Genomic DNA, 14,304 nt, shown 5'->3' with positions numbered 1-14,304 from the left:
TCACGGAGGGAAACTTATGGGCAATCCAATTTTCAAAGGTTCTGCTGTTGCGCTGGTAACACCAATGCACAGCGACGGTTCTGTTAACTATGAAGTTTTGGGCGAGCTTATTGAGTTCCAGATAGCAAACGGCACAGATGCCATTGTGGCTTGTGGAACAACAGGTGAAGCCGCAACTCTTTCAGAAAAAGAACACTGCGAGGTGCTTTCATTTGTTGCTGAAAAGGTTAACGGACGTATCCCTGTTATTGCAGGTACAGGAAGCAACGATACAGCTACAGCTGTAATGCTTTCAAAATCAGCACATCAGTACGGAGCCGACGCAATTCTCTGCGTTACACCTTATTATAATAAAACATCACAGACAGGTCTTATCAAGCATTTTACAACAATTGCAGATGCTGTTGATATTCCAATGATCCTTTATAATGTTCCGTCAAGAACCGGCTGCAACATTAAGCCAAAAACATATGCCGAGCTTTGCAAGCACAAAAATATTGTTGCTACAAAAGAAGCAAACGGCGATATTTCTTCCGTTTCTCAGACAAGATCTTTGTGCGGAAACAATCTTGACATTTATTCAGGAAATGACGATCAGACAGTTCCATTTATGTCATTGGGTGGTCTTGGTGTAATTTCCGTATTTGCAAACTTCTGTCCAAGTGAAATGCATCAGATATGCCAGCTTTGCCTTGAGAATAATTTCGTAGAGGCTGCAAAGCTTAATTTCCACTATGTGGAGCTTATGGATATTATGTTCTCTGATGTCAACCCAATTCCGGTAAAAACAGCTATGAACTTGCTCGGATTTGATGTTGGTGAGTGCCGTCTGCCGCTTGTTCCTATGAGCTATGCCGGCTATCATGATTTGAAGGATTGTCTTGCAAAGTACGACCTTATAGGAAAGTATAATAAAAAGTGATTTTTGATAAGGGCGTATTATTACGCCCTTTTGTCTTTTCTATGTTAATATTTTCACATAAAAATTTTACAGAAATTTAACATGGAATTTTGTATAAAGTAAAAATAAGGAGATTTAAAATGGTTAAAATAATTCTTGGAGGCTGCAGCGGAAAAATGGGACGAGCAGTAACAGCCTCAGCAGAAGAAAACCCAAAAACTGAGATTGTCTGCGGTGTTGATATTTTCAATAACGGCAGTTTGAAATATCCTGTACATGAAAATTTTTCACAGGTTACAGAAGAAGCTGATGTAATAGTTGATTTTTCAAATCCGTCTCTTTTGACAGACTTGCTTACATATGCTAAGGAAAAATCTTTGCCATGCGTATTGTGCGCAACCGGATACAGCGAAGAACAAAAAGCAGAAATCTTGGAGGCTTCTAAAGTTATTCCAATCTTTTCTTCAGGAAATATGTCACTGGGTATAAATCTTTTGATAGAGCTTGCACAGAAAGCAGCAAAGGTATTCGGAAGCTCTTTTGATGTTGAAATAATTGAAAAGCACCACAACCAGAAAATTGACGCTCCAAGCGGTACAGCTCTTATGATAGCTGACGGAGTTTCAAAGGTTATGGAGCAGGAACCTCAGTATGTGTATGACAGACACAGCTACCGCAGAAAACGCAGTAAAAACGAAATCGGTATTCATGCGGTTAGAGGCGGTACAATCGTCGGTGAACACGAGATTATTTTTGCCGGCCACGATGAGGTTCTCACAATAAAGCACGAGGCTCATTCAAAGGAAGTTTTTGCAGTGGGCGCTGTAAATGCGGCAGCATTTATCTGCGGAAAAGAACCGGGAATGTATGATATGGGTGATATGCTCGCCGAAGAATAATTATTTATAAAAATACAAAAATGTAAACTCGGAGGTAGTTTAAGGTGTCAGATAAGAATACGGGTAAGTTAGCATCGATGGATATACCATATAACAACAGAGAATTAAGCTGGATGGATTTTAACTACAGGGTTTTGGAAGAGGCATTTGAAAAAGAAAACCCTGTTCTTGAGCGTTTGAAATTCCTTGCAATAACCGCTTCTAATCTTGATGAATTTTTTATGGTACGTGTTGCCGGAGTTATGGACGAAATGCACGACGGAAGAAAAAATCCGGATGTTTCAGGTCTTACTCCAAAGCAGCTTTTTAAAAAGCTTTCAGTGAAAGTACACGATTTCTGGAAAAAACAGTATTCCTGTCTCAACAGAAGCATAATGCCTGTACTTAATAAAAACGGTCTTATGTTTATTTCTATAGATGATTTAGACGAAAAACAGAAGGCTTTTATCGACGATTATTTTCATAAAATGGTTTTTCCTGTACTTACACCTCTCGCGGTTGATACAAGCAGACCTTTTCCGCTTTTGGCAAACAAAAGCCTTAACATCGCAGTAAGACTTAGAAGTGAAGATGAATCGGTATTTGCCGTGGTTCAGGTACCGTCCTTGCTTCCAAGATTTATTGAAGTACCTCAGAGCGATGAAAAAGATAAAACAAGAAAGTTTATCATGCTTGAAGATATTATTATGGACAAGCTTGATGTTCTTTTTGAACTTTATAAAATTGAAAAATTCTGTCCTTTCAGAGTTATCAGAGACAGTGATTTGGAAATAGATGAGGACGTTGACAACCTTTTGGTTGAAATTCAGCGTTCAATTAAGAAGAGAAAAAGAGGAAAGCCGGTTCGTCTTGAACTTATAAAACACTGTGACGAGGAGCTTAAGCATTTCCTTGTTGAGTCATTTGATGTTGAGGAGGACGAAATTTACGAGTCTACAGGTCCTCTTGACCTTACATTCTTCTCAAAATTCGGAGGTTTGGACGGCTGTGACAAATTGAGATTTGCTCCTATTGTTCCGGTTAACCCTCCTGCTGATTTTTACGGTTACGACGACTGCTTCAAAGCTATCAGAGAGAAAGACAGACTTGTACATCATCCTTATGAAAGCTTTGACGCAGTATTGAACTTTGTAAAACAGGCGGCTTCAGACAGCAATGTTTTGGCAATTAAGCAGACCCTTTACCGTGTAAGCGGTAATTCACCTATTATTGCAGCACTTATAAAAGCTGCGGAAAACGGCAAGCAGGTTACTGTATTGGTTGAGCTTAAAGCCAGATTTGACGAAGAAAACAACATCCAGTGGGCTAAAAAGCTGGAAAAAGCCGGCTGTCACGTAATTTACGGCCTTACAGGTCTTAAAACTCACTGTAAAATTTGCCTTGTTGTTAGAAAAGAAGAGGATACAATAAGACGTTATCTCCATATGGGTACAGGTAACTATAACGATATTACTGCAAGATTCTACACAGATATCGGCTTGTTTACCTGTAAGGAAGAATACGGCGAGGATGCTTCTTCCTTGTTTAATGTTCTCACAGGCTATTCACTGCCGCCAGAGTACAACAAATTTATTGTTGCTCCAAAGGGTATGAGAACGTTCTTTGAACAGGCAATAATTAAAGAAACTGAAAACGCTAAAAACGGACTTCCGTCCGGAATTACAGTAAAGGTAAATTCCCTTGTAGATCCAAGTATTATTAACTTGCTTTATAAAGCTTCTCAGGCAGGAGTTAAGGTTACAATGATAGTGCGTGGTATATGCTGTCTTGTTCCGGGATTAAAGGGTATAAGCGATAATATTACAATATACAGTATTGTTGGCCAGCTTCTTGAGCACAGCAGAATTTTCAAATTTGAAAACGCCGGTGATCCTATTATTTTCATGGGTTCTGCGGACTGGATGCCGAGAAATCTGGACAGACGTGTTGAACTTGTGTTCCCGATTGAAGACCCTGATATCAAGAAGAGAGCATTTAAAATTCTTGAAATTATGCTCAGCGATACTGTAAATATGAGAATACAGAAGCCAGATACAACATATCATATGGTTGACAGAAGAGGCAAAAAAGTTGTAAACAGTCAGCTTGAGTTCTCAAAGAGAGCCCAGAAACAACAAAAAGCTGCTATTAAAAATAATATCAATAGTGAGGAAGTAGGAAAACCAATCGGAACTCCTCAATTACCGAAATGAAAGGATGTTGAAACATGAAACGAATCGGTATTTTAACCAGCGGCGGCGATTGTCAGGGTCTTAACGCCACTATAAGAGGCGTTGCAAAAACACTTTACGCCCATTATGGGGACAACGTTAAGATTTATGGCATTATCGACGGTTACAGAGGCTTGATTTACGGCGAGTACAAAGAGATGAAACCTGAGGATTTTTCCGGAATTCTCACCAGAGGCGGAACAATTCTCGGAACTTCAAGACAGCCCTTTAAGCTTATGAGAGTAATCGACGAAACATCCGTTGACAAGGTTAAAGAGATGAAACGTCATTATCAGGAAATGAAGCTGGATTGCCTTGTTGTTCTCGGAGGAAACGGCACACAGAAATCTGCAAACATGCTTTCCGAAGAGGGCATGAATGTTATCGGACTTCCAAAGACAATCGACAACGACCTTTGGGGCACAGATATTACTTTCGGTTTCCAGAGCGCAGTTGACATTGCTACAAATGTTATCGACTGTATTCATACTACAGCTACATCTCATGGCCGAGTATTTATTGTAGAGCTTATGGGTCATAAAGCCGGATGGCTTACACTTCATGCAGGTATTGCAGGCGGAGCAGATGTTATCCTTATACCTGAAATTCCTTATGACATCAATTCTGTTATCAATACAGTAAAAGAGAGAACTAAGAGCGGAAAGAATTTCTCCATTATAGCTGTTGCAGAGGGTGCAATAACAAAAGAGGTTGCTGCTATGAAGAAAAAGGAAAGAAAAGCAGCTATTGCTTCTCTTGCATATCCTTCTATCTCTTATAAAATTGCCCATGAAATCGAAGAGGCTACAGGACAAGAGACAAGAGTTACTGTTCCGGGTCATTTCCAGAGAGGCGGAAGCCCTGTTCCTTATGACAGAGTTATTTCCACACGTTTCGGCGTTAATGCTGCAAAGCTCATCATAGAGGAAAAATACGGCTATCTTGTTGCTATGCAGAACGACAGAGTTGTTCCTGTACCACTCAAGGAGATTGCAGGAAAGCTCAAATCCGTACCACCTGATTGCGATATGGTTAAGGAAGCAAAGATGCTGGGCATAAGCTTCGGTGAATAATAAAACTTTTATAGTTTAATAAAACAGCGTGTCTTTATGAGATGCGCTGTTTTTTGACTGTATTCTGGAATTTTTAAATTTAGGTGATAATATGGGAATATTGGAAATGGTGCTCATAGGCGTGGGCCTTGCAATGGATGCATTTGCCGTGTCTGTATGTAAAGGGCTTGGTATGAGAAAAATAAACTATAAGCATGCACTTATTACAGCTGTATTTTTTGGAGGTTTTCAGGCTTTAATGCCCTTTATAGGCTGGCTGCTGGGAACACAGTTTGAAAAATATATAACAGCTGTTGACCACTGGATTGCGTTTATTTTGCTTTTATTCATAGGCGGTAAAATGGTGATTGAGGTTATAAAAGAGAGGGATTCTCAGAAAGAAATTTGCAAAGAGAAATTTAGCTATAAACAGCTTACTGCCGAGGCTGTTGCCACAAGTATAGACGCTCTTGCGGTTGGAATTACATTTGCCTTTTTGAACACGGGCATTGCTTTGCCAATGACTATAATCGGAGTTGTAACATTTGTTATAGCTTTCGGCGGAGTGGTGATAGGAAACCGTTTCGGAGCAAAATTTAAGTCAAAGGCAGAACTTGCAGGAGGCATTATTTTAATTTTAATAGGTGTGAAAATTTTGATTGAACACCTTATGGGCGGTTAAAATAAATAATAAAAGGTCTTGTATTTTTTTCGGTTATGGTGTATGATAAAAGTGCACAAACAAATTTTCGAAGTGTGAGGTAAGAATAATGCCTATAGAAAAAATTGTTGTAAAAGGCGCAAGAGAACATAATCTTAAAAATATAAATGTAGAAATCCCAAGGGACAAGCTTGTTGTAATAACAGGTTTGTCCGGTTCGGGTAAATCATCCCTTGCTTTTGATACAATATACGCAGAGGGTCAGAGAAGATATGTGGAGAGTCTTTCTTCATATGCACGTCAGTTTTTAGGTCAAATGGAAAAACCGGATGTGGACAGTATAGATGGACTTTCTCCGGCTATCTCTATTGACCAGAAAACCACATCAAAAAATCCACGTTCTACGGTGGGAACAGTAACAGAAATATATGATTATCTCAGACTGCTGTATGCCAGAATAGGTATACCGCACTGTCCTGTGTGCGGCAGAGAGATAACAAAGCAGACAGTTGACCAGATTGTTGATAAGGTTTTGTCCCTTGAAGAGGGAAGTAAAATCCAGATACTTGCACCGATTATAAGAGGACGCAAAGGAACCCACAAAAAAGAGCTTGAAGCGGCGAAAAAAAGCGGATTTGTCCGTGTGAGAATCGACGGAATAATTTACGATCTTTCAGAGGAAATAAGCCTTGAGAAAAATAAAAAACATATTGTTGAAATAGTTATTGATCGACTTGTTATAAAAGACGGAATACGTTCACGTCTTGCAGACAGCATTGAAACGGCTTCAAAGCTTACAGGAGGATTGTCGGTTGTAAATGTTATCGGCGGTGAGGATTTTCTCTTTTCTCAAAACTTTGCCTGTCCTGACCACGGGGTGAGCATCGACGAGCTTTCACCGAGAATGTTTTCCTTTAACAATCCTTTCGGAGCCTGCAAAAAGTGCACAGGCCTTGGAGTATTTATGAGGGTTGACCCTGAGCTTGTTGTTCCAAACAAGGAGTTATCCATAAATCAGGGAGCAATTAAAGCAGGCGGTTGGGCAATGGAGGGAAATACCATTGCAAATATGTATTTTACTGCTTTGTCAAAAAAATATAATTTTTCTTTGGATACGCCCTTTAAAGATCTTTCTGATGAGGTAAAGGATGTGGTTCTTTACGGAACAAAAGGGGAAAAGCTGAATTTAGAGAGAGTCAGCAATACCTTTACAGGAACCTATCAGGCAGTATTTGAGGGAATAATAAACAACCTTGAAAGACGTTTTAGAGAAACATCAAGCAACTGGATTAAAGAGGAAATTGAAGCATATATGACTGCCAGCCCATGTGAGGAGTGCCATGGAAAAAGATTGTCACCGGAAAGCCTTGCGGTTACTGTTGGCGGATTAAATATAAGCGATTTCTGTGAAATGTCAGTTGTCAAAGCTTTAGAGTTTATAAATAATCTTGAGCTTACCGAACGTGAACAGATGATAGCAAAGCTTGTTTTGAGAGAAATCAGGGAAAGACTGACCTTCTTAAATAGTGTTGGACTGGGATATCTCACCTTGTCCAGAAGTTCAGGTACACTTTCCGGCGGTGAGAGCCAGAGAATCAGACTTGCCACTCAGATAGGAAGTTCTTTGACAGGAGTTTTATATATTCTTGACGAACCGAGCATAGGACTTCATCAGCGTGACAATACAAAGCTTTTAAATACTCTTAAAAGGCTTAGAGATTTAGGTAATACGGTTATTGTAGTTGAGCATGATGAGGAAACTATGATGTCAGCAGATTATATTGTGGATATAGGCCCCGGAGCCGGAATTCACGGCGGCGAGGTTGTCTGCTGCGGCGATGCCAACGAGATAATGAAATGTGAAAATTCAATAACCGGTCAATATTTGAGCGGAAAGAGAAAAGTTTTAGTACCTGAAAAAAGACGTGAGGGAAACGGAAAATTCCTTGAAATAATCGGTGCTGAACAAAACAACCTTAAAAAGGTAAACGCAAAAATACCTTTGGGCAAATTTGTGTGTGTTACAGGCGTTTCAGGTTCGGGCAAGTCCTCTTTGATAAATGAAATCCTTTATAAAAAGCTTGCCGCAGATTTAAATGGAGCTAAAACTCGTGCTGGAAAGCATAAAGCTTTTAAAGGCATTGAAAACTTAGATAAGGTTATAGATATAAACCAAAGCCCTATCGGAAGAACACCACGTTCCAATCCGGCAACCTATACAGGAGTGTTTACCGATATAAGAGAGCTTTTTGCTTCAACTCAGGAAGCCAAAATGCGTGGTTTTACCGCAGGAAGATTTTCATTTAATATAAAGGGCGGTAGATGTGAAGCCTGCGAGGGCGACGGAATTTTAAAAATTGAAATGCATTTTCTCCCTGATATTTATGTCCCGTGTGATGTGTGCAAGGGAAAAAGATACAACAGAGAAACTCTTGAAGTAAAATACAAGGGAAAATCCATTTATGATGTTCTTGAAATGACCGTGGAAGAGGGCTGCGAGTTTTTCGGAAATATTCCTAAAATCAGCAGAAAACTGCAAACCTTAAAGGATGTAGGACTTGGATATATTAAAATCGGACAGCCTGCCACAACTCTTTCCGGCGGTGAAGCCCAGCGTGTAAAGCTTGCCACAGAGCTTTCAAAGAGAAGCACAGGCCGCACAATGTATATTTTGGACGAGCCTACAACCGGACTTCACATAGCTGATGTTCACAGACTTATAGATGTTTTGCAGAAGCTTGTAGATAACGGAAATACAGTTGTTGTTATTGAGCACAATCTTGATTTAATAAAAACCGCTGACCATATTATCGACTTAGGCCCTGAGGGCGGAAGCGACGGCGGACTTATAATAGCGGAGGGTACACCTGAAGAAATAGCTAAATGCGAAAATTCCTATACAGGTCAGTACCTTAAAGCAATGCTTGAAAAAGATAATAAATAGCATGAGAAATCACCTCTGAATAATATAGTTCAGGGGTGATTTTTTGCTTGGTTTCATAAATGGTATTCACGGTTTTTTAAAGTCTCTTTTTATATTTTTCTTTGGTAAACCTGATCTTTTGTTTTTTTCTTATTTGGCATTGATTTTTATAGGGTTTATTGTTTATACTGTTAAAAGTATTTATCTAAAGACATTTACCGGAAAAGGTGTTTTAAGATATTTAGGAAGAAAATTGCTTTCCCTTATACTTGTCTGTCTTGCTGTGATTTTACAGCAGATTATTTCCGTGGAAATGGCGTTTAGAGAGCTTACTTTGATGTTTTTGATTATAAATCAGAGCCTTGAGCTTTTAAGATATGTTGATAAGATTGTGCCTGTACCTAAAAAGATTACGGATGCGCTTAAAAAATTACAGCAGGACAACGGCGATAATGATGATACAAACAGAGAAGCAGAGGAATAATTCATTTTTTCTGAAAGATAAAAAGAGGCAGCCAAAGTAAATTTCAACAATCTTTTCCTTGACCTTTTATACATTATGGGTTATAATTGACTGGTATAAAAAACGGATTTATTATCCGTGGATTTTGAAAGGGAGTAGATCGATGGGTGTTTTTGAAGAATTGAAATCAAGAGGGCTGATTGCCCAAATGACAAATGAAGAGCAGGTTCGTGACTTGCTTAACAATCAAAAAACACATTTTTACATTGGCTTTGATCCGACAGCTGACAGCCTTCACGTTGGACATTTCGTACAGATTATGGTTATGGCTCATATGCAGAGAGCAGGTCATGTGCCGATTGCACTTTTTGGCGGCGGTACAGGCATGGTTGGTGACCCATCAGGAAAATCCGACATGAGAAAGATGCTCACAGAGGAAGATATTGACCATAACATAAACTGCTTTAAAAAGCAGATGTCAAGACTTATAGACTTTTCCGAGGGAAAGGCTATTATGGTTAACAACGCCGAGTGGCTTAAAAACCTTAACTATATCCAGTTTATCAGAGAGATAGGCGTTCACTTCACAGTTGCCAAGATGCTTGCCGCAGAGTGCTACAAGCAGAGAATGGAAAGAGGCGGCCTTACTTTCTTTGAACTTAACTATATGCTTATGCAGAGCTACGACTTTTATGTACTCAACCAGAGATACGGATGCCGTCTTGAGCTTGGCGGCGACGACCAGTGGAGTAATATCATTGGCGGTGTTGAGCTTACAAGAAGAATGGCTGCTAAGAAAGCAGAAGAAACCGGTATTGCTCCTGACAGCAATTCAGAGTGCTACGGTATGACATTTACTCTTCTTACAACCTCTGAGGGTAAGAAGATGGGTAAAACAGAGAACGGCGCAGTATGGCTTGACCCAGAAAAGACAAGTCCTTACGAGTTTTATCAGTACTGGAGAAACGTTGCTGACGCTGACGTTATCAGATGTCTTAAAATTCTCACATTTGTTCCTGTTCCTGAGATTGAAGAGCTTGCAAAGCTTGAGGGCAGCGAGATAAACAAGGCTAAAGAGATTTTGGCATATGAGGTAACAAAGCTCATACACGGCAAAGAAGAGGCAGATAAGGCTCAGGAAGCTGCACGTGCTTTGTTCGGCTCTAAAGCAAATACAGACAATATGCCAAGCACTGCATTGAGCGCAGAGGACTTTACAGACGGTAAAATCGCTGTTCTCGACCTTATGACAAAGTGCGGTCTTATCGCTTCAAAGGGCGAAGGAAAAAGACTCATCCAGCAGGGCGGTGTGGCTGTTGACGATAAAAAAGTTACAGACCCGTTTGCTAAGATCAATGCATCAGAGTTTGAAAAGGGCTATGTAGTAATCAAAAAAGGAAAGAAAGTTTTCCACAAAGCTACACTTTGATAAATTTAATTAAACATGTTTAGTACCAGAGATTTGCTGTAAACATACAGCAAATCTCTGAATACATATTAGGGGCTTTTTGCCAAATTTTTTTATTTATCGACGTGATGAAAAAGAATAGTAAAAATAAGGAAGGAGAAAATTATGAAGAAATTTTTCGGAGAATTCAGAAAGTTTATTTCAAAGGGAAATGTTATTGACCTTGCAGTCGGCGTTATTATAGGCGCTGCGTTTCAGGCAATAGTTAAATCCCTTACAGATGATGTTTTGTCACCTATTATCGGTTTGGTGGCTAAAACAGATTTCAGTGACTGGGTATTAACAATAAATGATGTTAATATCAGATACGGTGCTTTTATAACAGCCGTTATCCAGTTTTTGATTATGGCTTTGGTTGTGTTCTTTATTGTTAAGGCGATAAACAAGGTAAAGGACTTGGCAATAAAAAAAGAGCCGGAAGCTCCAAAAACAAAGAAGTGTCCGTACTGCTGTACAGATATAGATATTAAAGCTACAAGATGTCCTCACTGCACATCTGTTCTTGATGAAGAATTAGTCAAAGCATAACAGGAGGACACAATGAAAAGAAATATCACAGGGAAAAAGAATGGGGTAGGAAATGGGAACCTTTTCAAGCAAAATTCTTTCAGGATTTTGGCTGTGATAATTATCATGTGTCTTATGCTCGGAGTTGTGTGGAACGCTTCTTCTTGTAAAGATAGCAATGAAGAATTTAATGATGAGATTTCTCAGCAGGACAATGCAAGTGGTTATTCAGTTGATAATAAAGATATGTTGCGGCTTGTTATCACAGCTGATGACTGTAAAAGCGGAGATTTAATCCTTGTCAATAAGGATAATCCTTATGAAGATACTCCGGAAAACCTTGTTTCTGTTTTGGAACACTCAAATAAAACTTATACAGTGTCCGATTATAACGTTAAGCTCAATTCAAGGGTATGTGAAGCTTTAAATTCTTGGCTGGGAGAATTTTACCGTGAATACGGTGAAACAGATTTGCTTGTTGCCAGCGGTTATAGGAGCGTTGATACTCAGGAAAGCATATACGAAGATGATGTTTCAAAAAGAGGCCAGGAAGTAACCGACAAATGGATTGCCGTTCCGGGAACAAGTGAACATCATACAGGTCTTGCAGTGGATATGTCTATTTATAATACCGATAATAAAATATCTGAGGAATTTGACGGCGAGGGAATTTATAAAAATCTTTTGGAAACCTGCGATGAATATGGTTTTATTGTGAGATATCCTGAGGATAAAACCGAAATAACAGGTATTGATTATGAGCCGTGGCATTTCAGGTATGTGGGAAAAGGACATGCTTCGTATATTTTGGAAAATAATCTTTGTCTTGAAGAATACATAGAGCTGTTGAAAAATCATACATATCAAAATCCACTTACATTTGAATATGACTCAACAAGCTACGGCGTATTTTGGTTTAATGAAGATGAAATACCATATACGGCTTTTATTCCCGATGGTTATCAGTATAATATATCCTCTGATAACTGCGGCGGTGTTATTGTTACATACTTTAAAAAGAATTGACCAATTTTAGCTTAATTAAAGTAAAAAATCAGACAGGTTTGATCTTTAATCTGTTTGATTTTTTCATATTTAGGTAAAACTAAAACTAAATAATCAATTTAAAGTAAATTTTAGGTTGATATATAAAATTATAAGAAAGGAGGGAATAATCATGCGATTATTACTGGCTGAAGACGAAAGAGAGCTTTCAAAAGCTCTGTCAACTATTTTGAAACATAACCTTTATACTGTAGATACTGTTTTTGATGGTGAGGAAGCTCTCGCTTATATTGAAAACGGTAATTATGACGGTGTTATACTTGACATAATGATGCCGAAGATTGACGGTATTTCTGTTCTTAAAATCATAAGAAGCAAAGGAATAAATGTGCCTGTTCTCATACTCACCGCAAAGTCCGAAGTTGATGACAAGGTGCTTGGTCTTGATTGTGGCGCAAATGATTATCTCACAAAACCATTCTCTATTAAAGAACTTTTGGCTAGAATCAGAGCTATGACAAGGATTAAAACAGAAGCTGTTGACTCACTTTTAAAGTTCGGAAATGTTACTCTTAACAGAGTTACTTTTGAGCTTTCAACTGCTTATGGTTCTTACAGACTGGCAAATAAAGAGTTCCAGATTATGGAAATGTTTATGAGCAATCCTAAAAACCTCATATCCACAGAAAGAATACTGGAAAAGATTTGGGGATATGATACAGAAACAGAAGTAAGTGTTGTATGGGTTTACATTTCTTACATAAGGAAAAAATTAGCTTCAATAAATTCCAATATTTATATTAAAGCTACGAGAAACCTCGGTTATTCCCTTGAGGAGAAAGTAAATGATTAAAAAGCTTCGGCAAAAATTTATTTTGTCGGCTATGCTTTCACTGGTTTTGGTCCTGTTTGTAATTTTGTCTGGTATACATATCATGAATTATAATAAAATAACTTCTGATGCAGATAATATTTTAACAGTACTTAATCAGTATGGAGGTAAATTTCCAAAATATAATTCACCTGAACGAAAATTCAGAAATCCTCTTTCTCCGGAAACTCCCTATCAGTCAAGATATTTTACTGTGTCCTTTAATTCAGACGGTTCAGTAGGATTTATCGATACAGGAAAGGTAGTCGCCATAGATACGGAATCTGCCCAGGAATATGCGATTAAAGTATATGAGTCTGGAACAAATAACGGTTTCTATGACGTGTATAGATACGGAAAATTCTACAACGAGGAAGAGGATATGACACTGATTATTTTTCTTGATTGTAGTAAAGAATTATCAAATCTATATTCCTCAATTATTTTCAGTGTTATTTTAAGTTTAATAGGAATTTTTTCTGTTTTAATTCTTGTTATAATATCTTCTAAATTCTATTTAAAGCCTGTATACGACAGCTATAAAAAACAAAAACAGTTTATCACCGATGCGGGCCATGAAATCAAAACACCTCTTGCAATAATTGATGCAAACTTGGAATTGATTGAAATGGAAAACGGAGAGTCAGAGTGGACAGGAAGTATCAGAAACCAAATTCAAAGACTTACATCACTTACTTCTGACCTAATTACTCTGTCAAAAATGGAAGAAAACGATAAAATTATTATGGAAAAGTTTTCTTTGTCTAATATAGTTTGTGAAGCTATAGACCCATTTATTATTCCAGCTGTAACACACAAGAAAAATTTAGATTATGATGTTGACGCAAATATTGAGTTGTGCGGCGATGAAAAAGCTATACGAAGACTTATAAATATTCTGCTTGACAATGCAATTAAGTACACACCGGAAAATGGAAGTATTTTTGTGTCATTAAAAAAGCAGGACAAAAATATAATTCTATCGGTAAAGAATGATGCGGAAAATCTTAAAATAGGTGACATGCCGTATATTTTTGATAGATTTTACCGTGAGGATAAATCAAGAAATTCCTCAGTTAAAGGGTATGGCATAGGATTATCGGTTGCTAAAGCGATTGTTGATTCACACAAAGGAAAAATATCAGCAAAAAGTCCAGACGGAAAGACTTTTGTTATAACTGCTGTGTTTAATGCATAGTAAACTTAATATATTATCACCGGAAGAGAAAATCTTCCGGTCAGCTTGTCCAAAAACCCTGAATTTCTATCTGAAATTCAGGGTTTTTGCGTTTATCAAGCAACCAACACTTTGATAAAAAAGAAGGAGGAATTGGGGTTTAGCCT

At 38.2% G+C, this 14,304-nt stretch carries 12 protein-coding genes; all 12 read left to right on the top strand.

The window, feature by feature from the left end; translation table 11 throughout:
• Nucleotides 1-16 precede the first annotated feature (16 nt).
• Nucleotides 17-922 carry a 4-hydroxy-tetrahydrodipicolinate synthase gene (gene dapA / locus B5F08_RS03645; RefSeq protein ID WP_087376477.1) on the top strand — a complete coding sequence of 302 codons (906 nt, stop codon included), beginning with the start codon at nucleotides 17-19 and terminating at the stop codon, nucleotides 920-922.
• A gap of 119 nt (nucleotides 923-1,041) precedes the next feature.
• The gene (gene dapB, locus B5F08_RS03640; RefSeq protein ID WP_087376476.1) at nucleotides 1,042-1,800 is read left to right on the top strand and encodes a 4-hydroxy-tetrahydrodipicolinate reductase; all 759 of its coding nucleotides are present in this window, start codon (nucleotides 1,042-1,044) and stop codon (nucleotides 1,798-1,800) included.
• A gap of 77 nt (nucleotides 1,801-1,877) precedes the next feature.
• Nucleotides 1,878-3,992, top strand: a complete 2,115-nt coding sequence (locus tag B5F08_RS03635) for an RNA degradosome polyphosphate kinase (RefSeq protein ID WP_087376650.1) — start codon at nucleotides 1,878-1,880, stop codon at nucleotides 3,990-3,992.
• 14 nt (nucleotides 3,993-4,006) lie between these two features.
• The gene (locus B5F08_RS03630) at nucleotides 4,007-5,083 is read left to right on the top strand and encodes a 6-phosphofructokinase (RefSeq protein WP_087376475.1); all 1,077 of its coding nucleotides are present in this window, start codon (nucleotides 4,007-4,009) and stop codon (nucleotides 5,081-5,083) included.
• Between the two features lie 91 nt (nucleotides 5,084-5,174).
• Entirely contained in the window at nucleotides 5,175-5,744 is a 570-nt protein-coding gene (locus tag B5F08_RS03625; RefSeq protein WP_087376474.1) for a manganese efflux pump MntP, read from the top strand.
• Between the two features lie 88 nt (nucleotides 5,745-5,832).
• Entirely contained in the window at nucleotides 5,833-8,667 is a 2,835-nt protein-coding gene (gene uvrA, locus B5F08_RS03620; protein WP_087376473.1) for an excinuclease ABC subunit UvrA, read from the top strand.
• 43 nt (nucleotides 8,668-8,710) lie between these two features.
• A complete protein-coding gene (locus tag B5F08_RS03615; protein WP_087376472.1) occupies nucleotides 8,711-9,130 on the top strand; it encodes a phage holin family protein in 420 nt (139 codons plus the stop codon).
• A 142-nt stretch (nucleotides 9,131-9,272) separates the two neighbouring features.
• Complete coding sequence (gene tyrS / locus B5F08_RS03610; protein WP_087376471.1) at nucleotides 9,273-10,538, top strand: tyrosine--tRNA ligase; 1,266 nt, start codon at nucleotides 9,273-9,275, stop codon at nucleotides 10,536-10,538.
• A gap of 144 nt (nucleotides 10,539-10,682) precedes the next feature.
• Nucleotides 10,683-11,105, top strand: coding sequence for a large conductance mechanosensitive channel protein MscL (gene mscL / locus B5F08_RS03605; protein ID WP_087376470.1), 423 nt, complete (start codon nucleotides 10,683-10,685; stop codon nucleotides 11,103-11,105).
• A gap of 12 nt (nucleotides 11,106-11,117) precedes the next feature.
• Nucleotides 11,118-12,110: a M15 family metallopeptidase gene (locus tag B5F08_RS03600; protein WP_087376469.1), complete on the top strand. Its 993-nt coding sequence runs from the start codon at nucleotides 11,118-11,120 to the stop codon at nucleotides 12,108-12,110.
• A gap of 151 nt (nucleotides 12,111-12,261) precedes the next feature.
• A complete protein-coding gene (locus B5F08_RS03595; protein WP_087376468.1) occupies nucleotides 12,262-12,942 on the top strand; it encodes a response regulator transcription factor in 681 nt (226 codons plus the stop codon).
• Nucleotides 12,943-13,024: 82 nt separating this feature from the next.
• Nucleotides 13,025-14,158: a sensor histidine kinase gene (locus tag B5F08_RS03590; protein ID WP_242968245.1), complete on the top strand. Its 1,134-nt coding sequence runs from the start codon at nucleotides 13,025-13,027 to the stop codon at nucleotides 14,156-14,158.
• The last annotated feature ends 146 nt before the right edge of the window (nucleotides 14,159-14,304 follow it).

The sequence above is a fragment of the Anaeromassilibacillus sp. An172 genome, assembly GCF_002160515.1.
In the GTDB taxonomy this organism is placed as follows: Bacteria; Bacillota; Clostridia; order Oscillospirales; family Acutalibacteraceae; genus Limousia; species Limousia pullorum.
Note: the sequence above shows the minus strand (reverse complement) of the source record. Positions and strands in the feature narration are given on the sequence as shown.

Bases quoted from the DNA above. Each gene is read 5' to 3' on its own strand.
- dapB (WP_087376476.1), top strand. From the start codon at position 1,042: ATGGTTAAAATAATTCTTGGAGGCTGCAGCGGAAAAATGGGACGAGCA.
- B5F08_RS03595 (WP_087376468.1), top strand. From the start codon at position 12,262: ATGCGATTATTACTGGCTGAAGACGAAAGAGAGCTTTCAAAAGCTCTG.
- dapA (WP_087376477.1), top strand. From the start codon at position 17: ATGGGCAATCCAATTTTCAAAGGTTCTGCTGTTGCGCTGGTAACACCA.
- B5F08_RS03600 (WP_087376469.1), top strand. From the start codon at position 11,118: ATGAAAAGAAATATCACAGGGAAAAAGAATGGGGTAGGAAATGGGAAC.
- B5F08_RS03630 (WP_087376475.1), top strand. From the start codon at position 4,007: ATGAAACGAATCGGTATTTTAACCAGCGGCGGCGATTGTCAGGGTCTT.
- mscL (WP_087376470.1), top strand. From the start codon at position 10,683: ATGAAGAAATTTTTCGGAGAATTCAGAAAGTTTATTTCAAAGGGAAAT.
- B5F08_RS03625 (WP_087376474.1), top strand. From the start codon at position 5,175: ATGGGAATATTGGAAATGGTGCTCATAGGCGTGGGCCTTGCAATGGAT.
- B5F08_RS03635 (WP_087376650.1), top strand. From the start codon at position 1,878: ATGGATATACCATATAACAACAGAGAATTAAGCTGGATGGATTTTAAC.
- B5F08_RS03590 (WP_242968245.1), top strand. From the start codon at position 13,025: ATGAATTATAATAAAATAACTTCTGATGCAGATAATATTTTAACAGTA.
- tyrS (WP_087376471.1), top strand. From the start codon at position 9,273: ATGGGTGTTTTTGAAGAATTGAAATCAAGAGGGCTGATTGCCCAAATG.
- uvrA (WP_087376473.1), top strand. From the start codon at position 5,833: ATGCCTATAGAAAAAATTGTTGTAAAAGGCGCAAGAGAACATAATCTT.